General features: G+C 65.5%; 26 protein-coding genes and 1 tRNA gene. 16 read left to right on the forward strand and 11 right to left on the reverse strand.

What is annotated here, in order from left to right; all coding sequences use genetic code 11:
* The first annotated feature begins 54 nt into the window (after nt 1-54).
* Complete coding sequence (locus tag ACSR1C_RS15910; protein ID WP_460260364.1) at nt 55-648, forward strand: outer membrane protein; 594 nt, start codon at nt 55-57, stop codon at nt 646-648.
* Nucleotides 649-700: 52 nt separating this feature from the next.
* On the opposite strand, the gene ACSR1C_RS15915 is transcribed toward ACSR1C_RS15910, so the two are convergent.
* Complete coding sequence (locus tag ACSR1C_RS15915) at nt 701-1,042, reverse strand: MmcQ/YjbR family DNA-binding protein (protein ID WP_460260365.1); 342 nt, start codon at nt 1,040-1,042, stop codon at nt 701-703.
* A 204-nt stretch (nt 1,043-1,246) separates the two neighbouring features.
* Between ACSR1C_RS15915 and cysS the strand changes: the two genes are divergently transcribed.
* The 4 genes from cysS (at nt 1,247) to ACSR1C_RS15935 (ending at nt 5,840) form a co-directional block, all read left to right on the forward strand.
* Nucleotides 1,247-2,653 (forward strand): cysteine--tRNA ligase, encoded by a 1,407-nt coding sequence (cysS, locus tag ACSR1C_RS15920; protein WP_460260366.1) that lies wholly within the window; start codon nt 1,247-1,249, stop codon nt 2,651-2,653.
* A gap of 81 nt (nt 2,654-2,734) precedes the next feature.
* On the forward strand, nt 2,735-4,354 hold the full coding sequence (cimA, locus tag ACSR1C_RS15925; RefSeq protein ID WP_460260367.1) for a citramalate synthase: 1,620 nt from the start codon (nt 2,735-2,737) through the stop codon (nt 4,352-4,354).
* On the forward strand, nt 4,351-5,076 hold the full coding sequence (locus ACSR1C_RS15930) for a class I SAM-dependent methyltransferase (protein WP_460260368.1): 726 nt from the start codon (nt 4,351-4,353) through the stop codon (nt 5,074-5,076). Before cimA ends, ACSR1C_RS15930 begins: the two co-directional genes overlap by 4 nt.
* A complete protein-coding gene (locus ACSR1C_RS15935) occupies nt 5,073-5,840 on the forward strand; it encodes a squalene/phytoene synthase family protein (protein WP_460260369.1) in 768 nt (255 codons plus the stop codon). The genes ACSR1C_RS15930 and ACSR1C_RS15935 overlap by 4 nt, the downstream gene beginning before the upstream one ends.
* 27 nt (nt 5,841-5,867) lie before the next feature.
* On the opposite strand, the gene ACSR1C_RS15940 is transcribed toward ACSR1C_RS15935, so the two are convergent.
* The gene (locus ACSR1C_RS15940; protein WP_460260370.1) at nt 5,868-7,088 is read right to left on the reverse strand and encodes an MFS transporter; all 1,221 of its coding nucleotides are present in this window, start codon (nt 7,086-7,088) and stop codon (nt 5,868-5,870) included.
* Between the two features lie 159 nt (nt 7,089-7,247).
* On the opposite strand from ACSR1C_RS15940, the gene ACSR1C_RS15945 reads away from it, so the two are divergent.
* Together ACSR1C_RS15945 and ACSR1C_RS15950 are read left to right on the forward strand one after the other, a co-directional pair.
* Nucleotides 7,248-7,877 carry a DNA-3-methyladenine glycosylase family protein gene (locus ACSR1C_RS15945; protein WP_460260371.1) on the forward strand — a complete coding sequence of 210 codons (630 nt, stop codon included), beginning with the start codon at nt 7,248-7,250 and terminating at the stop codon, nt 7,875-7,877.
* A complete protein-coding gene (locus ACSR1C_RS15950; protein WP_460260372.1) occupies nt 7,878-8,546 on the forward strand; it encodes an alpha/beta hydrolase in 669 nt (222 codons plus the stop codon).
* Here the strand turns inward: ACSR1C_RS15950 and ACSR1C_RS15955 are convergent.
* On the reverse strand, nt 8,543-8,983 hold the full coding sequence (locus ACSR1C_RS15955; RefSeq protein WP_460260373.1) for a VOC family protein: 441 nt from the start codon (nt 8,981-8,983) through the stop codon (nt 8,543-8,545). The two genes, ACSR1C_RS15950 and ACSR1C_RS15955, sit on opposite strands and share 4 nt — an antisense overlap.
* A gap of 230 nt (nt 8,984-9,213) precedes the next feature.
* Here ACSR1C_RS15955 and ACSR1C_RS15960 point away from each other — a divergent pair, with 230 nt between their 5' ends.
* From ACSR1C_RS15960 to pgi, 4 genes are all read left to right on the forward strand, one after another.
* A complete protein-coding gene (locus ACSR1C_RS15960) occupies nt 9,214-9,798 on the forward strand; it encodes an HNH endonuclease (protein ID WP_460260374.1) in 585 nt (194 codons plus the stop codon).
* Nucleotides 9,799-9,897: 99 nt separating this feature from the next.
* The gene (zwf, locus tag ACSR1C_RS15965; protein ID WP_460260375.1) at nt 9,898-11,352 is read left to right on the forward strand and encodes a glucose-6-phosphate dehydrogenase; all 1,455 of its coding nucleotides are present in this window, start codon (nt 9,898-9,900) and stop codon (nt 11,350-11,352) included.
* On the forward strand, nt 11,349-12,023 hold the full coding sequence (pgl, locus tag ACSR1C_RS15970; RefSeq protein WP_460260376.1) for a 6-phosphogluconolactonase: 675 nt from the start codon (nt 11,349-11,351) through the stop codon (nt 12,021-12,023). The genes zwf and pgl overlap by 4 nt, the downstream gene beginning before the upstream one ends.
* Nucleotides 12,024-12,026: 3 nt before the next feature.
* Nucleotides 12,027-13,625 carry a glucose-6-phosphate isomerase gene (gene pgi, locus ACSR1C_RS15975; protein WP_460260377.1) on the forward strand — a complete coding sequence of 533 codons (1,599 nt, stop codon included), beginning with the start codon at nt 12,027-12,029 and terminating at the stop codon, nt 13,623-13,625.
* Between the two features lie 49 nt (nt 13,626-13,674).
* On the opposite strand, the gene ACSR1C_RS15980 is transcribed toward pgi, so the two are convergent.
* From ACSR1C_RS15980 to ACSR1C_RS16010, 7 genes are all read right to left on the reverse strand, one after another.
* Nucleotides 13,675-13,965 carry an SCP2 sterol-binding domain-containing protein gene (locus ACSR1C_RS15980; RefSeq protein ID WP_460260378.1) on the reverse strand — a complete coding sequence of 97 codons (291 nt, stop codon included), beginning with the start codon at nt 13,963-13,965 and terminating at the stop codon, nt 13,675-13,677.
* An 80-nt stretch (nt 13,966-14,045) separates the two neighbouring features.
* Nucleotides 14,046-14,119 (reverse strand) — tRNA-Gly (locus ACSR1C_RS15985).
* 48 nt (nt 14,120-14,167) lie between these two features.
* A complete protein-coding gene (locus ACSR1C_RS15990) occupies nt 14,168-16,213 on the reverse strand; it encodes an ASKHA domain-containing protein (RefSeq protein WP_460260379.1) in 2,046 nt (681 codons plus the stop codon).
* A 94-nt stretch (nt 16,214-16,307) separates the two neighbouring features.
* On the reverse strand, nt 16,308-16,538 hold the full coding sequence (locus ACSR1C_RS15995; protein WP_460260380.1) for an N-(5'-phosphoribosyl)anthranilate isomerase: 231 nt from the start codon (nt 16,536-16,538) through the stop codon (nt 16,308-16,310).
* A gap of 35 nt (nt 16,539-16,573) precedes the next feature.
* On the reverse strand, nt 16,574-17,551 hold the full coding sequence (locus tag ACSR1C_RS16000) for a methyltetrahydrofolate cobalamin methyltransferase (RefSeq protein ID WP_460260381.1): 978 nt from the start codon (nt 17,549-17,551) through the stop codon (nt 16,574-16,576).
* A gap of 9 nt (nt 17,552-17,560) precedes the next feature.
* Nucleotides 17,561-18,487 carry a methylenetetrahydrofolate reductase gene (locus tag ACSR1C_RS16005; protein ID WP_460260382.1) on the reverse strand — a complete coding sequence of 309 codons (927 nt, stop codon included), beginning with the start codon at nt 18,485-18,487 and terminating at the stop codon, nt 17,561-17,563.
* 26 nt (nt 18,488-18,513) lie between these two features.
* A complete protein-coding gene (locus ACSR1C_RS16010; protein WP_460260383.1) occupies nt 18,514-18,810 on the reverse strand; it encodes a virulence factor in 297 nt (98 codons plus the stop codon).
* A 244-nt stretch (nt 18,811-19,054) separates the two neighbouring features.
* Here ACSR1C_RS16010 and ACSR1C_RS16015 point away from each other — a divergent pair, with 244 nt between their 5' ends.
* The 3 genes from ACSR1C_RS16015 (at nt 19,055) to ACSR1C_RS16025 (ending at nt 22,147) form a co-directional block, all read left to right on the forward strand.
* Nucleotides 19,055-20,167, forward strand: a complete 1,113-nt coding sequence (locus ACSR1C_RS16015) for a Ppx/GppA phosphatase family protein (RefSeq protein ID WP_460260384.1) — start codon at nt 19,055-19,057, stop codon at nt 20,165-20,167.
* Between the two features lie 94 nt (nt 20,168-20,261).
* Nucleotides 20,262-20,981, forward strand: a complete 720-nt coding sequence (locus ACSR1C_RS16020) for an RlmE family RNA methyltransferase (protein ID WP_460260385.1) — start codon at nt 20,262-20,264, stop codon at nt 20,979-20,981.
* Between the two features lie 107 nt (nt 20,982-21,088).
* Nucleotides 21,089-22,147, forward strand: coding sequence for a hypothetical protein (locus tag ACSR1C_RS16025; protein ID WP_460260386.1), 1,059 nt, complete (start codon nt 21,089-21,091; stop codon nt 22,145-22,147).
* Here ACSR1C_RS16025 and ACSR1C_RS16030 read toward each other — a convergent pair.
* Nucleotides 22,144-24,243, reverse strand: a complete 2,100-nt coding sequence (locus tag ACSR1C_RS16030) for a DEAD/DEAH box helicase (protein WP_460260387.1) — start codon at nt 24,241-24,243, stop codon at nt 22,144-22,146. The genes ACSR1C_RS16025 and ACSR1C_RS16030 overlap by 4 nt on opposite strands.
* Nucleotides 24,244-24,545: 302 nt before the next feature.
* Here ACSR1C_RS16030 and ACSR1C_RS16035 point away from each other — a divergent pair, with 302 nt between their 5' ends.
* Both ACSR1C_RS16035 and ACSR1C_RS16040 read left to right on the forward strand, forming a co-directional pair.
* The gene (locus ACSR1C_RS16035) at nt 24,546-25,232 is read left to right on the forward strand and encodes a DUF6781 family protein (protein ID WP_460260388.1); all 687 of its coding nucleotides are present in this window, start codon (nt 24,546-24,548) and stop codon (nt 25,230-25,232) included.
* Nucleotides 25,233-25,234: 2 nt separating this feature from the next.
* Nucleotides 25,235-26,911, forward strand: coding sequence for an ABC1 kinase family protein (locus ACSR1C_RS16040; protein WP_460260389.1), 1,677 nt, complete (start codon nt 25,235-25,237; stop codon nt 26,909-26,911).
* The last annotated feature ends 2 nt before the right edge of the window (nt 26,912-26,913 follow it).

Raw genomic sequence — 26,913 nt, forward strand, 5'->3', positions numbered from 1 at the left:
ACGGGCGCGCCGGTTGGCAAAACGACAGGCAAACCGTCGTAAAGGAGTAGACAGATGAAGACCCTTCCGATTTTCGCCGCCCTGACCCTGGCCGCCAGCCCCGCGCTGGCCGGCAACCTGACCCCCGCCCCGGCAGAGCCGGTGATCACCACCCCCGCGCCGGTCTTTACTCCCGCCAGCGACTGGACCGGCGCCTATGCCGGTGCTCAAATCGCCTATGGCAATTTCGACACCAGCGGTGACGTGGATGTCGATGGCGACGGCGTCCTTGGCGGTATCCATGCCGGTTACAACTATGATTTCGGCTCTTACGTTCTGGGTGGCGAACTGGAATACAACGCGGCCGATATCAGCCTGTCGGGCGGCGGCGATATCAGCGATCTGAGCCGGCTGAAGCTGCGCGGCGGTTACGACATGGGCAAGACGCTGATCTATGGTACGCTGGGCGCCTCCTATGCCGAGATCGACCTGGGCAGCGGCAGCGATGACGACAGCGGCTATTTCGTCGGCTTCGGTGCCGAGCACATGATGACCGAGAATGTCTCGCTTGGTGGTGAACTGGTCTACGACAAGTTCGACGATTTCGGCGACAGCAACACCGATATCGAAAATACCTCGCTCGCGGCGCGGGTGTCGTTCCACTTCTGATCCAGCGGCGGGCCGGTTCACCCCGGCCCGCCCGTCCTTTCCGGGGGCAAGATCAGTCCAGTTCGGCCTGCACCCGTTTGGGCAATGCGGATCGCACGGTCTGATAGCTGTCCAGCAGCCGTTCCCTGACCTCGGATTCGTCCAGTTGGTCCAGATCAATCGCGATCCAGCCGCCGCGCGGCAGATAGGGTGCCTTGCCCGCGCGCCCGACCGAGATCAGCATCTCGGCCATCTGGGTGTCGGGGCATTTCACCGAAACCCGGCCGCTGCCTCGCGCCAGCAGGGCGAATATCATGCCATCGACCTTCCACACATCGGTTTCCGGGCCGAAGGGTTGCTCGCGGCAGGCCCCGATCAGGTCGTCGCAGAAGGTTTTGACGGCGGCTTCATCCATGGCGCAAGCGTGCCAGAGGGCGCGAGTCGGAACAAGCCTCTTGGCAGATGCGCGCGGGGCTGATATCCCGATGCCATGACCAATGGCACCATCATTATCTGCTGCTGCATTACCCGCTGACATCGTCAGGCGGGCCGGTCCTCTTTTCAGTCACATCTGAAGTTGTTAAAGCCCGCCGCGGGGACGCGCGCGAAGGGAACGCTTATGACCGAGATCAGGCTGCACAACACGAAGACCCGCAGGAAAGAGGTCTTTACCCCGATTGATGCGGACAATGTGCGGATGTATGTCTGCGGCCCCACGGTCTATGACCGCGCCCATCTTGGCAACGCGCGCCCGGTGGTGGCGTTCGACGTGCTATTCCGGTTGTTGCGCCATGTCTATGGGCCCGATCATGTGACCTATGTGCGCAATTTTACCGATGTGGACGATAAGATCAACGCGCGCGCCGCGGCCACGGGCCGGTCCATCCGCGCGATCACCGACGAGACGATGCAGTGGTATCTGGACGACATGAAGGCGCTGGGGGCGCTGGAGCCCACCCATATGCCGCGCGCGACGGAATATATCCCGCAGATGGTAGCGATGATCGATGATCTGATCGCAAAGGGCCATGCTTATGTGGCCGAGGGCCATGTGCTGTTCGCGGTGGAAAGCTATACCAATTACGGCGCGCTGTCGGGCCGCACGGTCGATGACATGATCGCCGGTGCCCGGGTCGAGGTCGCGCCCTATAAGCGCAACCCGATGGATTTCGTGCTGTGGAAGCCGTCGTCGGATGATCTGCCGGGCTGGGACAGCCCCTGGGGCCGTGGACGGCCGGGCTGGCATATCGAATGCTCGGCCATGAGTTATGAACTGTTGGGCGAGAGTTTCGACATTCACGGCGGCGGCAACGACCTGATGTTCCCGCATCACGAGAACGAGATCGCGCAAAGCTGCTGCGCCCATCCCGAGGGGCGCTTTGCCAATGTCTGGCTGCATAACGAGATGCTTCAGGTCGAGGGCAAGAAGATGTCCAAGAGCCTGGGCAATTTCTTTACCGTGCGGGATTTGCTGGATCAGGGTATTCCGGGAGAGGTGATCCGGTTCGTGTTTTTGTCGACGCATTACCGCAAGCCGATGGACTGGACGGCAGAGAAGGCGCGGGAGGCTAAGGATACTCTCTCTGGCTGGTATAATCTTACAGATGGCGTCAGGGCCGACCCTTCTATGGACTGGCGGATAGTCGATGAGCTGTCTGATGATCTGAACACAGCGGGCGCTATTTCAAAGCTCCACGAGATAGCGAAAGGCGGTACCGCTGGCCAGCTTAAATCAGGTATGAGGCTTTTGGGTCTTCCAGATGCTGAGAACGTCGATTGGTTTAGGACTGAGTTGGTGGCATTGAGCAGTACATTTAGCACTGGTCCAACGCGGTTATTCCATAGTGAGATCGTTCCCTTTCTCAGGAAGTGGCAAGAACTAAGAAGCGCAAAAGACTATGCGGCTGCGGATGCACTGAAGGCGAAGCTGGAGGCAATTGGCCTCAAGCTTGTCAATTCCAAACATGGCCCCACTGCAGTCGTGCCAAGTGGCTTCGACCCTGCCAAGCTGGAGGCCCTCCAATGACCGTTCGCAAGCGGAAGAATTTTCACGAAAATTCTTCGGGCCCGAAAAATCTTCGTGAAGATTTTTCACAGGAGGCGACCAATGCCTAAAGATCGCCTCTATCTCTACGACACCACCCTGCGCGACGGCCAGCAAACCCAGGGCGTGCAATTCTCGACCGCCGAAAAGCAGCAGATCGCACAGGTGCTCGACACACTCGGCGTTGACTATATCGAAGGCGGCTGGCCCGGTGCCAACCCCACCGACAGTGCGTTTTTCGACGCGGCCCCCGACACGCGCGCCACGATGACCGCCTTCGGCATGACCAAGCGCGCCGGGCGCAGCGCCGAAAACGACGATGTGCTGGCGGCGGTGCTGAATGCGGGCACGCCTGCCGTCTGCCTGGTGGGCAAGACCCATGATTTCCACGTCAGCACCGCGCTGAACATCACGCTGGACGAAAACATCGAAAACATCCGCGCCTCGGTCGCGCATCTGGTGGCGCAGGGGCGCGAGGCGCTGTTCGATGCCGAGCATTTCTTTGACGGATACAAGGCCAATCCGGGCTATGCGCTGGACTGCCTGCAGGCCGCCCACGGCGCCGGGGCGCGCTGGGTCGTGCTGTGTGACACCAATGGCGGCGCGCTGCCGGCCGAGGTGTTCCAGATCACCAGGGCGGTGATCGACGCCGGCATCCCCGGCACCCATATCGGCATTCACACCCATAACGACACCGGCAATGCGGTGGCGTCATCGCTGGCGGCGGTCGACGCGGGCGCGCGGCAGGTGCAGGGTACGCTGAACGGGCTGGGTGAACGCTGCGGCAACGCCAACCTGACCACCCTGATCCCGACGCTGCTGCTGAAAGACCCCTATGCCAGCGCTTTCGACACTGGCGTGACGCGGGACGCGCTGCGGGGACTGACCCGGTCCGCGCGCCTGCTGGATGACATCCTCAACCGGGTGCCGGTCAAAAGCGCGCCGTATGTCGGGGCCTCGGCCTTTGCGCATAAGGCGGGGCTGCATGCCAGCGCGATCCTCAAGGATCCCACCACCTATGAGCATATCGCCCCCGATCTGGTCGGCAATGCGCGCATCATTCCGATGTCCAATCAGGCCGGGCAGTCGAACCTGCGCAAGCGCCTGACCGAGGCCGGGCTGCATGTGGCGCCGGACGACCCGGCACTGGCCCGCATTCTGGACGAGATCAAGGAGCGCGAGGCGCAGGGCTACAGCTATGACACCGCGCAGGCCAGTTTCGAGCTGCTGGCGCGGCGCGCGCTGGGGCAGTTGCCACAGTTTTTCGAGGTCAAGCGCTACAAGGTCACGGTCGAGCGGCGCAAGAACCGCTATGACCGGATGATCAGCCTGTCCGAGGCGGTCGTGGTGGTGAAAATCGGCGATCAGAAAATGCTGTCCGTGTCCGAAAGCCACGATGCCGCGGGCAACGATCAGGGACCGGTGAACGCGCTGGCCAAGGCGCTGGCCAAGGATCTGGGCCCCTATCAGCCGCATATCGACGACATGCGGCTGGTCGATTTCAAGGTGCGCATCACCAATGGCGGAACCGAGGCCGCGACCCGCGTGATCATCGACAGCGAGGATGGTAGCGGCACCCGCTGGTCCAGCGTGGGCGTGTCGCCCAATATCGTGGATGCCTCGTTCGAGGCGCTGCTGGAGGCCATCACATGGAAACTGATCCACGACGGAGCCAAGCCATGACGGGGATGGAAGCGTTTTTCGAGGTTCACAGGGATCTGCCACGCGAGGGCCCGGGCGATCCGGCCGATGTGAACTGGGCGTTGCGCCTGGCCGATCTGCCGCCGGATGCCGCGGTCTGTGACGCGGGCTGTGGGCCGGGCGGCGACATTGCCGCGTTGCTGACGCATCTGCCGCAGGGCCGGGTGCTGGCGGTCGACGCGCATGCACCGTTCGCACGGGCCGCGGCGGAACAGTTCGCGGCCGACCCCAGGGTGACTGCCCGGGCGGGCGACATGGCGGCATTGGCCGATCAGCCCGAGGCGCCGTTCGACCTGATCTGGTGCGCCGGCGCGCTTTACTTTCTGGGGGTGGAGACGGGATTGGCGACGTTCCGCAAGGCCCTGAAACCCGGCGGTTTCGTCGCCTTCTCGGAGCCCGCCTTGTTCACCGATGCCCCGTCAGAGGCGGTGCGCGCCTTTTGGGAGGGCTACCCCGCATCCACCGAGGCCGAGGTGTGTGCGCAGGTGGCCGCGGCCGGGTTCGAGATTTTGGGCACAAGGCGGCTGTCCGATGTGGCCTGGGAAAACTATTATCGCCCGATGGAGGCGCGGGTCGACACGCTGCGCCCTGCCGCGGATGCCGATCTGACCGAAGCGCTGGACGCCAGTGCGGCAGAGGCGGCGGCCTGGCGGCGCGTGAAGGATGAAACCGGCTATCTGCTGGTCCTGGCGCGCCCGGCATGAGCATTCAGGCCTGCGCCGAGCTGGTGCAACGCGGTGATCCCGACCGGTTTCTTGCCACTATGGCGGCGCCGCCTGCCGCGCGCGCGGTACTGTTCCCGCTCTACGCGTTCAACCTGGAGGTGGCCCGCGCCCCGTGGGTCGCGTCCGAACCGATGATCGCCGAGATGCGGCTGCAATGGTGGCGCGACGCGCTGGAGGAGATCACCAGCGGTGCCACGGTGCGGCGGCACGAGGTGGTAACCCCGCTGGCCGATGTGCTGGATGCGGGCGATGCGGCGCGGCTGGACGGGCTGATCGCGGCGCGGCGCTGGGATTGCTACCGCGATCCGTTCGCGGATGCGGCCCATTTCGATCGCTATATCGACGCCACCTCGGGCCACCTGATCTGGACGGCGGCGCGGGCGCTGGGGGCGGATGCGGGCGAAGGCCCGGTGCGCGATTTCGCCTATGCCGCAGGCGTGGCGAACTGGCTGGTCGCGATCCCCGAGCTGGAGGCGCGCGGCCGGGTGCCGCTGGTCGACGGGCGTGCCGACGCGGTGGCGGATCTGGCAGGCCGGGCACTGGCGCGGCTGAACGTGGCCCGGGCTTCGTGCCGCGCGGTGCCCAAGGCCGCACGGCCCGCGCTGCTGGCGGGGTGGCGGGCCGGGGCGGTGTTGACGGCTGCGCAGGCCGATCCGGCGGCGGTGGGCGCGGGGCGGCTGCGGGGATCAGAATTCGCGCGGCGGGGCGGGTTGTTGTGGGTCAGTCTCACCGGGCGGTGGTAGCCGAATTTTCCGCGAAAATCAGTGCTGTCACGCGTCTTTCGGGCGCATCACCAGCCAGATCAGCGCGCCGCCGGCCAGCGCCAGGAACGGCACCATCGCCAAGTTGACCGCGGTCCAGCCCTCCTGCACCGACCCGCCCGAGCAGTTCATCAGCCCGCCCGAGGCGAGCGAGGCCAGGGTGACGCCGCCGAACACGATCAGGTCGTTCATACCCTGCACGCGGCCGCGTTCCTCGGGCGCATGGGCCCCGGCCAGCATCGAGGTCGCCCCGATGAAGCCGAAATTCCAGCCCACGCCCAAAAGCACCAGCGCCACGAAGAAATGCTCCAGCTCGACGCCCATCAGCGCCACGGCCCCGGCACCGGCCAGAATGGTCAGCCCCAGCGCCATGATCCGTTCCACCCCGTAGCGCGCGATCATATGCCCGGTGAAGAACGAGGGCACATACATCGCCAGCACATGCGCGGTGACCACATTGGCGGCGTCGCCGGTATCATAGCCGCAGCCGACAACCGCCAGCGGGGTCGAGGTCATGACCAGATTCATCAGCGCATAGGACACCAGCGCGCAGATGATCGCCACCGCGACGCGCGGGGTGCACAGCAGTTCCAGCCGCGAGCGGCCCTTGGGCGCGTCATGGGCCGGGGCGGCGGGTTTGGGAATGTCGATGAACAAAAACAGGACAGAGCCGATCACATTGATCGCGATCACCGTCAGATACGTGCCCAGAAACGGCACCACCATCGCCTGACTGGTGGCCTTGACCAATTGCGGGCCGATGATGGCGGCGGCCAGACCGCCGGCCATGACATAGGAAATCGCCTTGGGGCGGAACGCCTCGGACGCGGTATCGGCGGCGGCGAAACGGTAAAACCCGTGCGCCGACATATACATGCCGGTCAGGAACGAGCCGACCAGAAACAGCGGGAATGACGCCTGCGTCAGCGCATAGGCGCCAATCGCCGCCCCCAGTGCGCCGCCGGTGGTGCCCGCGAAGAACCCCGCGCGCCGTCCGAACCGCTGCATCAGCGCCGACATCGGCGTGGCCGCCAGCATCGAGCCCAGCACGATCATCGAAATAGGCAGCGTGGCGAAACAGGCATTCTTGGCCAGCGACTGTCCGGCCAGTCCGCCGATGGTGAAAAGCATCGGCATCTGCGCGCCCAGAAACGCCTGCGCCATCACCAGGACGGTCACATTGCGGCGGGCGCGGGTCTCGGCGGCGGGGGCGGCGGTCAGGTCACTCATGCAGACTGGTTAGCGCCGGGGCCGGGGCAAGGGAAGCGGGGAATGCGGGCGGGGTGTGTGATATTTTGCCTCCCGGTCAATAATCGCCTTGTGGTGGCGCGTGACATTCCGGCCTCTGGCGGGGATATTTGTCGCGAAAAAGAAACAGGAAGGTGCGCCATGGTGGGCCGGATCATAGAGACGCCCGATTGCGTGGCCGAAGGCGCGGCCTGGCTGGCGGCGGCCGAGCCGCGCTTTGGTCATGCGCTGGCGCTGACCGGGCCGTTGCCGCTGCGCCGCCGGCGCGACGGGTTCACGGCCCTTCTGGACGCGATCGTCAGCCAGCAGGTTTCGGTCGCGGCGGCCAATGCGATCTGGGGGCGGCTGAAGGTGGCGAAACTGACCGGGCCGCGCAAGGTGCTCTGGGCCAGCGAGGAAGAGCTGCGCGCCTGCGGGCTGTCGCGGCAGAAAATCCGCTATGCCAAGGCGCTGGCCGGGGCCGGGATCGACTTTGCCGCGTTGCGCGACGCCCCCACCGATCAGGTCATCGCCACATTGGTCGAGGTGCCGGGGATCGGCCAGTGGACGGCCGAGATCTATGCGATGTTCTCGCTTGGTCGGGCGGATGTGTTCGCGCCGGGCGATCTGGCGTTGCAGGAGGCGGCGAAGCTGTTGTTCGACCTGGAGGCCCGCCCGAAAGAGCGCGAGCTGCGCATCATGGCCGAGGCCTGGTCGCCCTGGCGGGGCGTTGCGGCGCGCGCGCTTTGGGCCTACTACCGGGTGGCGAAAGAGCGGGAAGGAATCCGATAGATGACCAGAGTGTTGACAAGCGACCGGCGCGGCCCGGCCAAGGGCCAGGCGACGTCGCTGGTGATCTTCCTGCATGGCTATGGTGCCAACGGGGCCGATCTGCTGGGGCTGGCCGATCCGTTGACCGAGCATATGCCCGGTACCGCCTTTCTGGCGCCCGATGCGCCTGAAAGCTGCGCCGGGGCGCCGTTCGGCTTTCAGTGGTTCCCGATCCCGTGGATCGACGGATCGAGCGAGGAAGAGAGCGAGGCGGGCATGATGCGCGCGATCGAGGACCTGAACGCCTTTCTGGATGCCGCCATGGAGGACGAGGGAATGGATGCCGAGCAGGTGATTCTGTTCGGCTTTTCGCAAGGCACGATGATGAGCCTGCATGTGGCCCCGCGCCGGCCCGAGGAATTCGCCGGCGTTGTCGGTTTTTCGGGTCGCCTACTGCAACCCGAATCGCTGGCCGACGAGGTGCGCAGCACGCCGCCGGTGCTGCTGGTGCATGGCGATGCCGATGACGTGGTCCCGGTGCAGTCGCTGCCCGAGGCGGGCGAGGCGCTGAGCCAGGCCGGGTTCGACGTCTATGCCCATGTCATGAAGGGCACCGGGCACGGGATCGCGCCGGATGGGCTGTCGGTGGCGCTGGCCTTTATGCAGCAGCGGCTGGGGCTGGAACGCTAACCGGCGATGTCCCATAGCCGGGGCTCGGCGATTTCGATCGAATTGCCCGCCGGATCGCGGAAATAGAGCGACCGCGCGCCGCCCGGCCAGCGGAAATCGGCCTCGATCGCGTGGCCAGCTGCCGTCAGCCGGGCGCGCCAGGCCGTGATTTCATTGTCGGTCGCGGCAAAACACACATGGCCCTGTCCGGTGCTGCCATGGGCGGGCACGGGCAGATCCGGGTTGGACGGCGGCTTGCAGGTCTCGGCGGGGTTGAAGACCAGCAGGGTCGTGGCGCCCACGCGGAAGAACACATGCCGGTTGCCGGCGCGGATCAGACGGTTCAGCCCCAGGACGCCGCCAAAGAATGCCTCGGCCGCGTCCAGATCATCGGCGTAAAGCGCGGCCTCCAGAACACCGGAAAACGGCGGGGCGGGGGGCAGGGGTGGCTTGGTCATGGGCCAAGACTATCTTCTGCGCAGGGTCCTGTCACCGATCTGTTTGCCTGCCTGTGGATAAACGTCACATCCCTGTCACGGATTCGTTTTACCCCTGACCGCGACAAACACAGCATCTAGCAGGGCTTGTCAGGCGTTGAACGCCATATATAGTTATTACCATATTGGGGCGGGCGCGTCCTGCCCCGGGCCGGAAGCGAGCAGTCAGGGCGAAGGCGGAGTCACGAAACATGGATGGCGAATTCAGGACGAGTTTTGTAAGGGAACCCAGCGTGCTGCGGCACTATCCGGCGCTGGTGCTGAACGCGGATTACCGGCCGCTTTCATATTACCCGCTGTCGCTGTGGCCCTGGCAGGAGGCGGTCAAGGCGGCCTGGCTGGACCGGGTCGATATCGTCGCCGAATACGAGCAGGTGGTCCGAAGTCCCACGACCGAGATCAGGATCCCCTCGGTCGTCGTGCTCAAGGATTTCGTCAAACCTCAAAAGCGCGTGGCCTTCACGCGCTTTAATCTTTTTCTAAGGGATGAATTTTCCTGCCAATACTGCGGCGGCAAGGGCGATCTGACCTTCGATCACGTGGTGCCGCGTGCCCGCGGCGGGGTGACAAGCTGGGAAAACGTGGTCGCCGCCTGTTCGCCCTGCAACCTGAAAAAGGGCTCCAAAAGCCTGCGCCAGACCGGGATGAACCTGCGCAAGCCGCCGCGTCAGCCCGGCGCGGAAGAGCTGCGCAACATGGGTCGCAAGTTCCCGCCCAACCACCTGCACGAAAGCTGGCTCGATTTCCTGTACTGGGATGCCGAACTGGAAGCGTGACGCAAGACCGTTTCCGCATCGCCCCCAAGCTGCTAGACTCTGCGGTGCGGCATGGCTAGACAGGCTTTGTGTTTGCGCTAACATAACGGGCAGGGGCAGATGGTTTCACGTGTCATTCCGGTCGATCCTTTTGACCTGATCATTTTCGGGGGCACCGGCGATCTGGCCCGGCGCAAGATTCTGCCCGGCCTTTATCGCCGCTTCTGGGCTGGCCAGATGCCCGCGGATGCGCGGATCATCGGCGCCGCCCGCTCGGACCACAATGATGCCGAATTCCGTGCCCTGGCGCACGAGGCAATCACCGAATATGTCGCCCCCGACAAGCAGGACGATGACTGCATCGCCGCCTTTCTGGACCGGCTGAGCTATCTGAAAGTGGACGCGCGCGGGCAGGAGGGCTGGGTTGAACTGGCGGGCCGGATTCGCAAGGGCGTGGTCCATGCCTTCTATTTTTCGGTCGGGCCGGGGCTGTTTGGCGACCTGGCCGAACGGCTGCATAAATTCGGGATCGCCGACGCGCACAGCCGCATCGTGGTGGAAAAGCCCTTCGGCCACGATCTGGACAGCGCCCAGGCGTTGAACGCCACGCTGGCGCGGCATTTCGACGAGCAGCAGATTTACCGGATCGACCATTACCTGGGCAAGGAAACCGTTCAGAATCTGATGGTTGTGCGCTTCGGCAACATGCTGTTCGAGCCGCTGTGGAACGCCCGCATGATCGACCATATCCAGATCACCGTGGCCGAAACCGTGGGCGTGGGCGGGCGCGGCGATTATTACGACCGCTCGGGCGCGATGCGCGACATGGTGCAAAACCACATGATGCAGCTTTTGTGCCTGATCGCGATGGAGCCGCCCTATGCGTTCGAGCCGGACGCGATGCGCGACGAAAAGCTCAAGGTGATCCGCGCGCTTGATCCGGCCGGTCTGAACGACATCGTGCGCGGCCAGTATCTGGGCGATGCGGACGGGCCCGGCTATCTGGCGGATGTGGAAAACCCCGACAGTCTGACCGAAAGCTTCATCGCGCTGAAGCTGCGGGTGTCGAACTGGCGCTGGAAGGGCACACCGTTCTACCTGCGCACCGGCAAGCGGCTGCGCGCGCGCACCTCGGAAATCGCGGTCGTGTTCAAGGATCCGCCGCATTCGATTTTCGGCGAGCAGGAGGGCCACAAGTCCAACATGCTGGTGATCCGCCTGCAACCCAATGAAGGCATCAACCTGAAGGTGACGATCAAGGAGCCGGGGCCGGGCGGGATGCGCCTGGTCGAGGTGCCGCTGGACATGTCGTTCAAAGAGGCGCTTGGCCCCGATGCCGAAGATATTCCCGACGCTTATGAGCGGCTGATCATGGATGTGATCCGGGGCAACCAGACCCTGTTCATGCGCGGGGATGAGGTCGAGGCCGCCTGGGCCTGGACCGATCCCATCATCGCCACCTGGGAGGCGCGCGGCGACCGGCCCCAACCCTATGAGCCCGGCAGCTCGGGCCCCGAGGATGCGCTGATGCTGATGCACAGGGACGGCCGCCGCTGGCGCGAGGTGAAGGCATGAAGCTGGTCGAATATGCCGACCGTGAATTGATGATGATGGGGTTGGCCGACCGCATCGCCGGCGAATTGGCCAATGCGCTACGGCTGGGCAAGCGGGCCACATTGGCGGTGCCGGGCGGCACCACGCCGGGGCCGGTGTTCGACACGCTGTGCGCCGTCGACCTGGCCTGGGACCGGGTCGATGTGATGCTGACCGACGAACGCTGGGTGCCCGAAAGTTCGGACCGTTCCAACACCCGGTTGCTGCGTCAGCGGCTGCTGGTTGAAAAGGCCGCCGCCGCCCGGTTGCTGCCGCTCTATGCCGAGGCCGCAACGCCCGAGGCAAAGCTGGCCGAGCTGTCACAGGCGATCGAGGCGGCGCTGCCGATCACGGTTCTGCTGCTGGGCATGGGCGCGGATATGCACACGGCCTCGCTGTTTCCCGGTGCCGATCTGCTGCACGATGCGTTGGACGATGATGCGCCGGTGCTGCTGCCGATGCGGGCCCCCGGCGCGCCCGAGCCGCGGGTGACATTGACCGCGCCGGTACTCAAGGGCGCGCTGCACACCCATATCGTCATCACCGGCGCCGACAAGCGCGCGGCGCTGGACCGCGCCCTGCGGCTGGCCGACCCGATGCAGGCGCCAGTCACCATTGTTTTGAAAGATGCAACTGTTCACTGGGCGGAATAGATCATGGATATTTGGAAGACCCTTATTGAAAAAGCCGACTCCGTAAAACAACGCCGCATTCTGGATTTGTTCGATATAGACAATCGTGCAAGGGGTTTCTCGGCCTCTTTGGGCGAATTGATGTTCGATTATTCAAAAACGAATATCGACGCCGAAAGTCGCGATTTGTTGCTGGCGCTGGCTGAATCCGCAGGTGTTGTCGCCCGCCGCGATGCGATGTTCGCGGGCAAGAAGATCAACGAGACCGAAGGCCGCGCCGTTCTGCACACCGCCCTGCGCCGCAGCGATGGCCCGATCATGGTGGACGGCGTGGACGTGATGCCGGGCGTGCACCGGACCCTGGACCGGATGGCCGCATTCGCCGATGCGGTGCGGTCGGGCGCATTCGAAGGGCAGGGCGGCAAGATCACCGATGTGGTCAATATCGGCATCGGCGGATCCGATCTGGGGCCGGCCATGGCCGCGCTGGCGCTGGCGCCCTATGCGGACGGGCCGCGCTGTCATTTCGTCTCGAACATCGACGGGGCGCATATCGCCGATGCGCTGGACGGGCTGGACATGACCACCACGCTGGTGGTTGTCGCCTCCAAGACCTTCACCACGATCGAAACCATGACCAATGCGCAAACCGCGCGGGCGCGGATGGCGCAGGTGGTGGCGGATCCGGCTGCGCAATTCGTGGCGCTGTCCTCGGCGCTGGAAAAGACCGCGGCCTTCGGCATCCCGGCCGCGCGCGTCTTCGGGTTCGAGGATTGGGTAGGCGGTCGCTATTCGATGTGGGGGCCGATCGGGCTGTCGCTGATGATCGCGATCGGGCCGGAAAACTTCCGCGCTTTCCTGTCCGGCGCCGAGGAAATGGACACCCATTTTCGCACCGCCCCCTTTGCCGAAAACCTGCCGGTTCTGCTGGCGATGGTCGGCATGTGGCACCGCCAGTTCTGCGGCTACGGCACCCGCGCGGTGCTGCCCTATGACCAGCGGCTGGCGCGGCTGCCGGCCTATCTGCAGCAACTGGAGATGGAGAGTAACGGCAAGCGTGTGGCGATGGACGGGTCCGATCTGACGGTGCCGTCGGGGCCGGTGGTCTGGGGCGAGCCGGGCACCAACGGCCAGCACGCCTTCTATCAACTGATCCATCAGGGCACCTCGGTCGTGCCGTGCGAATTCATGGTGGCGCGCGAAGGGCACGAGCCCGATCTGGCGCATCAGCACCGGTTGCTGGTCGCCAACTGCCTGGCCCAGTCCGAGGCGCTGCTGCGCGGCCGTTCGCTGGACGAGGCCCGGGCGATCATGGCCGCCAAGGGGCTGGAGGGGGCAGAGCTGGACCGCCAGGCGCGGCACCGGGTGTTTCCGGGCAACCGGCCCTCGACCACGCTGGTCTACCCCAGGCTGACGCCGGACATGCTGGGCCGGATCGTGGCGCTGTATGAGCACCGGGTATTTGTCGAAGGCGTGGTGCTGGGCATCAATTCCTACGACCAGTGGGGGGTCGAACTGGGCAAGGAACTGGCGCTGGCGCTGGCCCCGGTGCTGTCGGGTGAAGACAGCGGCGCGGGCAAGGACGGATCCACGCTGATGCTGGTCGACTATCTGCGCGGATAGGCGGGGGTGACGCCCCGTGCTGCAAAGGCCGGGGCGTCGCGGTCGCGGATCAGTCGGTGATGGCGCTCAGCTGCATTGCAGCGGTCATATCGCCCTTGACCTTGATCTTGCCAAGCATCAGCGCGGTGGTCGGGTTGACGGTGCCGCCCAGAAGCCCGGTGAATGTTTCAGCGTTCAGAATGACGGTGCATTTCGTCGCGTCGTCACTGGCTTTCGCGCCGGTGTCGTCGATCACGATTCTGCCTTCGTCCTTGATCTCAAGGGCGATGGATTTCGCCAGCCCGCCACCGTTAAGCTTTTCGTTCAGCATTGCGACATGGTCGTCTACGAATTGCGACATGAGTAGTCCTCCTCCTACGTTGTTACCGTAGACTTCAGTAATGTGTTCTCTACCGAGGACCAAGCAGAAAATATAGGATATGGAGCGGGTGAAGGGAATCGAACCCTCGTCACTTGCTTGGGAAGCAAAAGCTCTACCATTGAGCTACACCCGCCCGAAGCCTTCAGATAGTCAAAGCCGCACCGCCGGTCAAGCGGAAGTGTCAGCTGCGCCGCCGCCGGCGCCGCCCGCCCGCGGCCCCGTCGCCGCCGGTATTGAACGACACCTGCGGCAAGCTGACGATCTTCGCCAGTTCCGGGAACGGGTCGCTGGCATGGGGCAGGGCGTTCGCGGCGATGAAATGCTCCTGAAAGCGGGGCTCGATCGCGGTTTCCACCTTGTGAATGCGGCCCACCACCTGTTCGATCTCGGCCCGCGCCGCGATGTTGCACAGCGCGATCCGCGCGCCGGTGCCGGCGGCATTGCCGGCGCTGGTGACCTTGTCCAGCGGCGCGTCGGGGATCATGCCCAGCACCATCGCGTGTTTGGGGCTGATATGCGCACCGAAGGCCCCGGCCAGGATCACCCGGTCTACCCGGTCCACGCCCATTTCATCCATCAACAGCCGCGCGCCGGCATAAAGCGCCGATTTGGCCAGCTGGATCGCGCGAATGTCGCCCTGGGTGACGGTGATGCGCGGCCCGCCCGCCGCGCTGCCGTCATGGATCAGATAGGCATGGGTGCGGCCTTCGGCTTCGCAACGCGGCGTGCCGGTTTGTTCCGCCGAACCGATCAGCCCCGAGGCATCGACCAGCCCGGCCATGCGCATTTCGGCCACGGCCTCGATGATGCCCGAGCCGCAGATGCCGGTGATCCCTGTGGCTGCGGTGGCCTCGGCAAAGCCGTCCGCGTCCGACCACAGATCGCAGCCGATCACCTTGAAGCGCGGGGTCTTGGTGGCGGGCTCGATCTCCACCCGCTCGATCGCGCCGGGGGCGGCACGCTGGCCGCTGCTGATCTGCGCGCCCTCGAAGGCGGGGCCGGTGGGCGACGAGCAGGCCAGCACGCGGGTCTCATCGCCCAGCAGGATTTCGGCATTGGTGCCGACATCGACGATCAGTTCCAGATCTTTGGATCTATAGGGCTCTTCCGACAGGGCCACGGCGGCGGCATCGGCCCCGACATGGCCGGCAATGCAGGGCAGGATATAGGCGCGCGCGGCGGGGTTGATCGTGCCCAGTTCCAGCTCGGCCGCAGCCAGCGACAGCGACGACGAGGTGGCCAGCGCGAACGGGGCCTGGCCCAGCTCGACCGGATCCAGCCCCAGCAGCAGGTGATGCATCACCGGGTTGCAGACCAGCACCGCCTCGACGATCGCGCGCGGGTCGATTCCGGCGTCGCTGGCGACGGCGCGGGCCAGATCGTTCAGCGCCGCCCGCACCACAGTGGTCATTTCGGCGTCTCCGCCGGGGTTCATCATGACATAGGAGACGCGGCTCATCAGATCCTCGCCAAAGCGGATCTGCGGGTTCATGATCCCCGACGAGGCGCAGACCGCGCCGGTGGCCAGGTCGCACAGATGCGCCGCGATGGTGGTCGAGCCAAGGTCGATCGCCAGCCCGTAGAGCCCGCCGTCGTAAAAGCCCGGCCACAGGTCGATCAGCCGGGGCGCGTTGCCGGTATGATCGTGATGCACCGCCAGCGTTACCTGCCACTTTCCCTTGCGCAGCACGGATTGCAACCGCGCCAGAAGGGGCAGGGATGCGGTCAGGCCGGGCAGGCCCCACTGATCCTTGAGCGCGGTTTGCAGCCGCTCGAAATCGCCGGAGGGTTCGTCCATGTCGGGCTCGGACACTTCGACCAGAAAAAGCCGCGTGGCCGGATCCATGGTGATGGCGCGGGTGGTGGCGGCCTTGCGCACCACCTGTTTATGGACCTGGCTTTCGGGGGGTACGTCGATCACCACATCGCCCTGCACCGTCGCCTGACAGCCCAGCCGGCGGCCCGGTTTCAGCCCGCGCAGCCGGTCATAACGTTCTTCGACCGCGTTGACATCGCTCAGCGCGTCGGCGGCCACCGTGACCCCGTGTTTGGGGAAATCGCCATAGGCCGGGCTGATCTGACATTTGGAGCAGATGCCGCGCCCGCCACAGACGGAATCGAGATCGACGCCCATCTGGCGCGCGGCGCTCAGCACCGGGGTGCCGAGGGGGAAGCGGCCGCGCTTGCCCGACGGGGTGAAAATAACAAGGGGGTTCTGATCGGTCATGACTGCCTGTTAAGCCGGGTAATTTTGCTCATGCAACGCAAAGAAGATTTTTCACGAAAAATCTTCGGCCCGAAAAATTTTCGTGAAAATTTTTCTAACAGATGACTTTCAGTTCGGCCGGATCGCAGATGATCACGAATTGCGCGCCGCATTCGATCATGTGAAAGCCGCGCTTGCGCACCTCCAGCTCCAGCCGCTGCCGGCCGATCTTGCGTTCCACATCCACAATCTTGCGCCGCACAACGCCGCCGCTTGCTGCGGATTTCGCAGCAAATATCTGGCTCAACCAGATCTCGTTGGCGTGGATCGGGCGCATATAGGTCATGCCCCGATCTTGTCACGCGCATGGTTAACAGCGCGTTACCCACGCCGCCGCCGCCGCCCGCCGCGGGTGCCGCCCGCCTCGGACGCCTTCGATGCCTCGGGAAACGGCGTGCCTTCGGCAACCGCATCCAGCACCCGGCTGAACTTGATCCACTCATAGCCATTGGCATCGTGGTTCATCAGGAAATTGGCGGCGCGAATGGCCTCCATCTCGACCGGGCGGACGGGGTTCATGATCGCGCTGGTCATGCCCGCGCCGATCGCCATCGGCAGGAAGGCCGCATTGATCCCGTGCCGGTGCGGCAGACCGAAGCTGATATTCGAGGCCCCACAGGTCGTGTTCACCCCCAGCTCGTCGCGCAAACGGCGCACCAGGGCAAAGACCTGATGACCGGCCGACGCCATCGCGCCGATCGGCATCACCAGCGGATCGACCACGATGTCATGCGCGGGAATGCCGAAATCGGCCGCGCGCTCGACGATCTTCTTGGCCACGGCAAAGCGCACGTCGGGGTCTTCGGAAATGCCGGTATCGTCGTTCGAGATCGCCACCACCGGCACGTTGTATTTCTTGACCAGCGGCAGGACCAGTTCCAGCCGTTCCTCCTCGCCCGTGACCGAGTTCAGAAGGGGGCGGCCCTCGGCGACCTTGAGCCCTTCCTCCAGCGCGCCGGGAACCGAGCTGTCGATGCACAACGGCACATCCACATGCGCCTGAATGCGGGCGATCAATTCGCGCATCAGGGGCGGCTCGACGAAGTTGTTGTCGGCATAGCGGGGGTCTTCGGCCATCTTGTTGGCAAACACCGCGCCCGAATTCACATCCAGCACCATCGCACCGCAGGCGACCTGCTCCAGCGCGTCACGCTCGACGGTGGAAAAATCGCCCACCTCCAGCTCGGCGGCCAGTTTCTTGCGCCCGGTGGGGTTGATGCGTTCGCCGATCACGCAGAACGGCTCGTCAAAGCCGATGGTGACGGTCTTGGTCTTGGACTCGATGACGGTACGGGTCATGGGTTTTCCTTAGGTTTCCGAGGCCGGGCGGGCCGGGGCGCCGCCATGTTCGATGGCCCAGTTTGCATTGGTCCGGATCCCGCCAAGCGGGAAGAAATGCACCGCGGCGATGTTGAAATCGGGATGCGCGGCCTTGTGGGCGGCCAGATCGGCGATGAAATCGGTCGGCTCGAACGGCAGCACCAGTTTGGTCACGTCCCTTGCACGTTTTTGCAGCACCTTCAATGACGGGCCGACGCCGCAGGTGACCGCGAACCGGATCAGGGTCTGCAACTTGGCCGGACCCGCCACGCCGATATGGATCGGCAGGGTGATGCCCTCGGCGCGCAGCCGGTCGGCCCAGGCGATGACCGGGGCGGCGTCAAAGCAGAACTGGGTGGCAATCGCCATCTGCGCGTCGGTGCGTTCGGCGAATCCCTGTTTCCAGCGCAGCGCGTCCATCGCGTTGGCGTCGCCGCCGTCCGGGTCGATGTCGCGGCTGCCCTCGGGGTGGCCGGCCACATGCAGGCGGGTGAATCCGGCCTTGTCGAACAGCCCCGTCGCCAGAAGCTGCATGGAATTGTCGAACGCGCCCTGCGCTTCGGCCACGCCGCCGGCCAGCAGCAGGGCCTGGGTCACACCGGCCTCGCCCTGATAGCGGGCGATCCAGTCGGCCAGCATGGCCCGATCCTTGATGATCCGCGCGGGAAAATGCGGCATCACGTTGAAGCCGTCGGCGGTCAGGCGTTTGGCGGTGGCGACCATGTCATCGATCGGGGTGCCGTCGATATGGGCGATATAGACCCGGGTTCCGGCGGGCAGCAACGCGCGGAAATCGTCGATCTTTGCGGCGGTGCGCGGCATCACCTCGATCGAATAGCCCTGGACGAAGGCCTCGATCCGCGCCGGGGCGGAAATGTCTTGTGCCGTGCGCCGTTTGAAGTGCAGCAATCCCATCGCGGTCTCCCAAAGCGTTGCGGGGGTCAGTCCCATCCGGAATTGGCGATCAGCGCCTTCAGCCGCGTGTCGTCATACTCGGCCTCCAGTCGGGCGGCTTCGGCCGTGGCGATGTCGTCCTGATCGCCGTCGCACGCATAGGGTGCGGCGCGGCGCCATTCGGCCAGATAGGCGTCGGTATCGCGCGCGCCGACCTTCATCGCACAGCGGTCGATGGCCTGTTCGAACCGTTCCGCCAGAACGCGCTTGGCGCCGCGCCGACCCTTGCCGACGATGACCTGGGCCGGAATATCGCGCCAGAATACGATTGTGACGTCGGGCATCGCTGATTCCCCTGTTTCCGTTCTTTGCTTCTAGGCCGCGCCGGGGCGCGGGCCGCGTCGGATATCGACATGCCGCGCGCATGTTGCGACCTTGGGTGGGGTTCGATCTATGCCAGGCCGGGTCAAAGGGCCACTGGGCGGGATCTGAAATATTCTCAACAAGATTATGAATGCGCATGGCGCGCTTGCGCCGGGCCCGGGCCGGCACTAGTTTGGGGGGTAACTCAGGTTGGAGGGCGATCAGATGGCGCCCAAGCGTCCCGATGGTGCGGGCGCGTTCCCCAAGGCGGTGGTACCCCCCGCGCCAGACACACCGGATCCCGCCGCGCTGTACGCTGCGCTGGATCTGGGCACAAACAGCTGCCGGATGCTGATTGCCCAACCCAAGGGCAACCAGTTTCATGTCGTGGACAGCTTTTCGAAATCGGTGCAGTTGGGCACCGGGCTGGAGGCGTCCGGCCGGCTCAGCCGTGCCTCGATCGGGCGCACGGTGCAGGCGTTGCGGATCTGCAAGGGCAAGCTGGAGCGTCACGACGTCACCCGGATGCGGCTGGTCGCGACCGAGGCGTGCCGGCGCGCCCGCAATGCGCGCGATTTCATCCGGCTGGTGCAGCGCGAGACCGGGCTGACCCTGGAAATCATCGAACCTATAGATGAGGCGCGGCTGGCCGTCGTGTCCTGCGCGCCGCTGGTTTCGACCAAGACCGAACAATTGCTGGTGGTCGATATCGGCGGCGGCTCGACCGAACTGGTCTGGATCGATCTGTCCTCGGTGCCGCGGCACGACCGGCCCCGCGCGATCATGCGGCTGCATGCCGGGTTCCATCCCCCAGACAGCCCGTTCCCGACCGCCAAGGTGGTGGACTGGATTTCGGTTCCGCTGGGGGTGGCGACGCTGAAGGATCAGTTCGACGATGTCGAGGATGACGCCGCCCGGTTCGCGCTGATGAGCTGGTTTTTCGAGGAGAACCTGTCGGATTTCTCGCCCTATGCGGCGGCGCAGGCGCGCGAGGGGTTCCAGATCATCGGCACCTCGGGCACGGTCACCACGGTGGCGGCGTCGCATCTGGGGCTGCGCCGCTATGACCGCAACAAGGTGGACGGGTTGCGCATGACCTCTGACCAGATCGACAAGGTGATCCGCGACTACCTGACGCTGGGCCCCGAAGGCCGCCGCGCCGATCCGCGGATCGGGCGCGACCGCCATGCGCTGATCATGTCGGGGGCGGCGATCTTGCAGGCGCTGATGCGGATCTGGCCGACCGACCGGCTGTCGGTGGCTGACCGCGGCCTGCGCGAAGGCCTGCTTTACGCGCAGATGAGCGCTGATGGCGTTCTGGAGGACGGCCCGTTCTGAGATGCCGCTGCGCGGCGGATTCCATGCCTCCGGCGGGGATATTTTAACGAAAAAGAAGGGGCGGCCGCGCGTGGCGCAGACCGCAAGGAACAAGATGACGGAGAAAAAGACCAGCGGGCGCGGACAGCGCGATCTGAAGGTGAAGGTCAAAAGCGCGCGCGGGCGCAAGCTCAGCTCGACGCTGTGGCTGGAGCGGCAGCTGAACGATCCATATGTGAAACGCGCCCAGGCCGAAGGGTATCGCGGACGCGCAGCGTTCAAGATTCTGGAACTGGACGACAAGTACCGCTTTCTCGTGCCCGGCGCGCGGGTGGTCGATCTGGGCTGTGCGCCCGGCGGCTGGTGTCAGGTTGCGGTGAGGCGTGTCAACGCGTTGGGGGACCGGTCCGGCAAGGCCGTGGGCCGGGTTCTGGGCGTCGATCTGCAGGAGGTCGAGCCGATCCCCGGGGCCGAAATCCATCAGCTCGACTTCATGGAAGACGATGCCGACGACAAGGTGAAGGGCTGGCTGGGCGGCAAGGCCGATGTGGTGATGTCGGACATGGCAGCGGCCAGTTCGGGGCACAAGCAGACCGACCATCTGCGCATCATCGCGCTGTGCGAGGCGGCGGCGTACTTCGCCTTCGACGTGCTGGAGGAGGGCGGCACCTTCGTCGCAAAGGTTCTGGCCGGCGGGGCCGAGGGCGAGTTGCAAAAGCTGCTCAAGCAGCGCTTCACCAAGGTTGCCAATGTGAAACCGCCCGCCAGCCGTGCCGACAGTTCCGAGAAATTCGTGGTCGCCACCGGGTTCCGCGCGGCGCCCGCCGAGGACTGACACGCCCGACAGGCGCAACACTTCGTTTCCATATCGGTTATTTTCCCGGCCGGGCGCGGGCCCTAGGATAGCCGCGCAAAACGCGCGGGGGACTTGTGGGCGATCTGATGACACTGGCAGTGCCGGGGGCGTCCCTGACACTTGATCCCTATCTGGGCAATCTGCGCGATCTGCGCTTCCGGGCGGGGGCGCGATGGCTGGTGCCGCTGCATTCCGCGCCGTGGCTGGACGAGCCCGCGGTGCGGGCCGACCCCGCCATCGCGCCGGTCGAGCGAAACCTTTCGGGCGATTTCTTTTGCGCGCCGTTCGGCGCCTCGGCCGGGGTGCCGGTCCATGGCTGGAGCGCGAACAGTGCCTGGTCGGTGGTTCAGCTGGTGCAGTCGGGCACGGCGGCGGTGGCCGGGCTGGTGCTGGACCGCGTGGTGCAGGGGGCGCGGCTGGAAAAGGAGCTGCTGCTCAAACGCGACGTGCCGCTGCTGTATCAGTCGCATATCGTGACCGGCGGCACCGGCACGCTGCCGGTGGCGCATCACCCGATGCTGCGTCCCGGCCCCGAGGCGCGGCTGAGCTTTTCGCCCAAACAGCTGGCACTGACCGGGGATATCCCACTGGAACCCGGTCGAAACTGGTTGAAATATCCCGCGCAATCATCTGATTTGGCGGACTTTCCCGGCGCGAATGGTCCGGTCGATCTGCACCGCTATCCGGCGCGGCCCGGCCATGAGGATTTCGTGACCCTGGTCGAGGTGCCGGGCCGTCGCCTGGGCTGGACCGCGGTGCTGCGGGCCGAGGATGTCGTTTTCGTGCTGAAGGATCCGGCGGTGCTGCCGGTGACGATGCTGTGGTATTCCAATGGCGGGCGCGATTACGCGCCGTGGAACGGGCGCCATCTGGGGGTGCTGGGGATCGAGGACGGCTGCGCCCCCGGCGCCGGTCAGGGCGAGGGTGCGGTGTTGCAGGCGCGCGGTGTTGCCACCCATCTGGACCTGCACCCGGACCGCACCCATGTCATCCGCCACGTGATCGGCGTGGTGCCCCGGCCCGCAGGCTGGGGCCGGGTCGTGGATATCCGGCAGGACGGTGATCGCCTGCTGATCGAGGGCGACAGCGGCGCGCCGGTTGTGCTGCCCTTCGAGCCCGAGTTCCTGAGCGGCCCGCCCGCCTAGCGCGGCTTGGGCTTGCCGCGCCGGGGGATTGCGTTGCCGCCTTTCGCCACTTTGGGCTTGCCGGACGTGGCCGGTTTGCCGCCGGGGCCATCCTTGCGGGCTGCTCCCTTGTCGGCGCCGCGCGGCTTGGACTTGCTGCTGGGGCCTTTCGCGGGCTTGCCGTCGGGGCTGTAGCGTTTCGAGGCATCCATCGGGTTGCCACGGAACGGTTTCACCGCCGGTTTGGCGCCGGGTTTGGCCGCAGGCTTGGCGCGGGGGGCGGGTTTGTCGCCGGTCGGTGCGGCGTCCTGGCGCGATTTCTCGTGCCGGGGCTTGTCCTGGCGGGGTTTTTCGGCGCGAGGCTTGTCCTGCCAGGTTTTTTCATGCCGGGGCTTTGGCGGCTCGACCCCTGCCGGTGCGCTTTGCGCGGGTTCCCACGCAGGTTTCGCAGGGGCCGGGCGCGGGGCGGCTGCGGGCTTGTCGTGGCGCGGCGGTTTGCCGCCGGGGCGGGGGCCGGGCGCGGGACGGGGGCCGCGCGTCAGACCGGGCGCGCGGTCAAGCTGGCGCAGGGTTGCGCCTTCGTCCAGAACCATGGCCGGGCCGATCGCGGCCAAAAACCCTGCGACGCTGGTTTGCGACAGCTCGACAAAGGTTTCGTCCTGCTGAACCCGGATCGCGCCGATATCGTCCTTGCTGATATTGCCCGAACGGCACAGCATCGGCAGCAGCCAGCGCGCCTCGGCGTTCTGGCTGCGCCCGACCGAGACCGAAAACCAGGTGCTGGGTCCGAATTCGACGCGCGGGCGGGGCGCGCTTTCGGTGCCCGGCGCGGCCAGTTCCTCGGGGGCGGAATACCGCGCGCGGTAAAGCCGCAGATAGGCCGCCGCAATCTGCTCGGGATCACGCAGGCCGATCAGCCGGTCGACGAAATCGCGCTCGTCCTCGGTGATCGCTTCGTCCCAGACCGGATCGGCCAGCAGCCGCTCTTCGTCGCGGCGCAGAACCTCGTCGGCCGAGGGCGGCGCGGCCCATTCGGCGTTCAGCTTGGCCGAGCGCAACAGGCGTTCGGCCTTCCTGCGCGCCTTGCCCGGCACGATCAGGGCGCTGACGCCCTTGCGTCCGGCACGCCCGGTGCGGCCCGAACGGTGCAACAGCGTTTCGTGCCCGGTGGGCAGTTCGGCATGGATCACCAGTTCAAGATTGGGCAGATCGATACCGCGCGCCGCCACATCGGTGGCCACGCAGACCCGCGCGCGCCCGTCGCGCATCGCCTGCAACGCATGGGTGCGCTCGTTCTGGCTCAGTTCGCCCGACAGCGCCACGACCGAAAAGCCCCGGTTCGAAAACCGGGTGGTCAGCCGGTTGACCATCGCGCGGGTGTTGCAAAACACGATGGCGTTTTGCGCATCGTAATAGCGCAGAACGTTGATGATCGCGTTTTCCGCGTCCTGCGGGGCCACGTTCAGTGCGCGGTATTCGATATCGGCGTGCTGCGAGGTTTCCGCCGCCGTGGTCACGCGCACCGCGTCTTTTTGATAGCTTCGCGCCAGGGTGGCGATTGCGGGCGGCACGGTGGCCGAGAACATCAGCGTGCGGCGGGTTTCGGGCGCGGCGCCGAGGATGAATTCCAGATCCTCGCGAAAGCCCAGATCCAGCATTTCATCCGCTTCGTCCAGCACCACGGCGCGCAGCGCGCCAAGGTCGATCCCGCCGCGCTGAATATGGTCGCGCAACCGGCCCGGTGTGGCCACCACGATATGCGCGCCTTGTTCCAGCGCACGGCGCTCGGTGCGCATGTCCATGCCGCCAACGCAGGAGGCGACGACCGCCCCGGCCAGCTGATACAGCCAGGCGAGTTCACGCTTGACCTGAAGCGCCAGTTCGCGCGTCGGCGCGATGATCAGCGCCAGCGGTGCGCCCGCCGGGCCGAACCGGGGCGTGTCGCCCAGCAGGGTGGGGGCAATGGCCAGCCCGAAGCCCACCGTCTTGCCCGAACCGGTCTGCGCCGAGACCAACAGGTCTGCCCCGTCGAGATCGGGTTTGGTGACGGCGTTCTGCACCGGGGTCAGTGTGGTGTAGCCGCGCTGTTCCAGCGCATCGGCAAGAGTTTGGATCATGGTGGCGTTATCTGTCGCTTTTCATATGGGTCGCAGGGCGGTCGCGGGCGGGGCATCGGGGGCCGTCTCGGGCGCAAACGCGGGCGTGAACAGCGGCACCTAAGACTGTTGGCCCGAAAAGTATAGCATTATCTTGCGGGGCAGGCTCCACCGGCAGGATGAAAGGCGCGGCATTTCGCCGGTTTTCGGGGGGTGGGACGATTTCCGGCCACCACATGACATGCGTCAATCCGTTGCGCGGGGGATCGGGCCTATTATACAGGTCAATCATCTTATCATGCGAGGATGTCATGAGCGCCAATATGCAAAAAGACACGGATCTGGACATGTCCGCCGTCAGGGGCGATGCCCGGGGGGCGGTCGCGCAACGCGATGATATCCGCGAGGCGGTGCGCGATATCGTGTCTCGCGCGCTGGAGCGTCGGCCGTTGCAGCGCGAAAACATGCAGCAGGTGGTCGCGACGGTTCTGGAAGGCGCGGCCCTGGGCGCCCCCGAAAGCGAGGTGGACTCGGTCGCGGCGCTGAAACAGGCCGCTGCCGGGATCGACGATGCGATGGCCAAGGCGGCAGAGGCCTCGCGCCTGGCGATAGAAGAGGCCGCAGGCCGCGCCGATACGTTTTCAGAGACCGACCTGAAACAGGCGATCGACGATCTGGCCGACCTCGACAAACTGTATCTCGACGCGATCCGCACGCTGGCGAAAAGCGGGGCCAAGGCATCGCGCGCGATGCTGGACGATCTGGCCGGGCATGTGGAACGGGCCGGCACCGATACCGGGCGGCTGGTGCGCGCCTCGCTGGATGATCTGCAGGCGGCGGTTGCAAGATCGCACCGCCCGCACCTGTCGGATATCGGCCGTACGGCGCGTGCCGGGGCGGCGACCATCGCCTCGATCGGCAGTGGCATCCTGGCGGGCCTGTCCGACAGTCTGGCCCCGTCGGCGCAGGACGGCGACGCGCGGGATAAACCCGCGCCGAAAGAGAGTTGAGCATGCTTGGGATCCTCGGCGCGCCGCATGATCTGGGGCGCCTGGCAGAGATTTCGGGGATCCTGATCCGCTATGGGTTCGGCGATCTGGTGCAGCATCTGGGGCTCGACAAGGCGGCCGAGAAGGCCGGCCGCATCCTGCACCGCAAGGCCGCCGCCGAATTTTCCCATCTCGGCCCGCCGCAGCGGTTTCGCCGCGCGCTGGAAGAGATGGGCCCCACTTTCGTCAAGTTGGGCCAGATCCTGTCGACCCGGGTCGATCTTCTGCCGCCCGAGTATGTGACCGAGCTGGAAAAGCTGCGCGACAAGGTTCCGACGCTGCCCTATGACGCGCTGGTGACAGAGGTGGAGGCCGACCTGGGCTTCCGGCTGTGCGATGTCTTCGCCGCGGTCGATACGACACCGCTGGCGGCGGGGTCGATCGCGCAGGTGCACCGTGCCCGGCTGATGAGCGGCGAAGAAGTGGTGCTCAAGATCCGCCGCCCCGGCGTACGTGCGGTGATCGAGGCCGATCTGCGGCTTTTGATGCGCCTGGCCGAACTGGTGGCCGGCGAATTCGAGGAACTGCGCCGGTTCCGGCCCGGCGAGGTGGTCACCGAATTCGCGAAATCGATCCGCAGCGAACTGGACCTGGCCAACGAATGCCGCAACGCCGAGCGGATCGCGAACAACTTTCGCGACGATCCGAATATCGGCGTGCCCGCGGTCCACTGGCAATGGACCAACGAGGCGATGAATGTGCAGGATTATATCAGCGGCGTTCCGGGCAGCGATCTGGCGGCGGTGCGGGCGGCGGGGCTGAACCTGAAGCTGCTGGCGGCGCGCGGTGCCGATGCGGTGTTGCAGATGATCTTTCAGGATCGGTTCTTTCACGCCGATCCGCATCCGGGAAACGTGTTCTACCTGCCTGCGGAGCGGCTGGTTTTCATCGATTTCGGCATGGTCGGTCATATCAGCCTGACCCGCCGCGACGAATTGGTGGACCTGCTGTTCGGCGTGGTCGAACGCAAGGCCGAGCAGACCGCCGGGGTGCTGCTGAAATGGGCCGGCGCGCCGCGGTCCGAGAATGCCCAGCTTGTGGCGCAGGTCGATGCCTTTATCGACCGGGTGCACGGGGTGCCGCTGAAATCGCTCGATCTGTCGGCCTGCGCGATGGATCTGATCGCGGTTCTGCGCGAACACACCCTGGCCCTGCCACCCGACCTGACGCTGTTGGTCAAGGCGTTTACCTCGCTTGAAGGTATGGGCCGGCAGCTTGACCCCGATTTCGACATGATCGCGGCGGCGCGGCCTTTCCTGCAGCGGCTGGTGCTGGAACGCTATTCGCTGGGCAAGCTGGCGCAGGGCGCCAAAGACGGGCTGACAGAGGGTATCGAGCTGGCCACGACCCTGCCACGCGACATCCGCAACCTGATCGAGATCACGCAGAACGGCCAGTTGAAATTCGGGATCGAGGTCAAGCAGATGGACCATTTTCTGGACCGGCTGGACAAATCCATCACCCGGGTGACGATCGGCATCGTCATCGCGGCGCTGACCATGGGCTCGTCGATCGTCATGACCGCGTCGGGCGGCGAGCCGCCGGTGGCGCTGTCGGTGTTTTCGATGCTGGGGTTTTTCGGGGCAGTGGTCGGCGGGGCCTGGCTGCTGTTCTCGATCTGGCGCGGCCAGAAGGATTAACG

Source organism: Actibacterium sp. D185-2 (assembly GCF_054954595.1).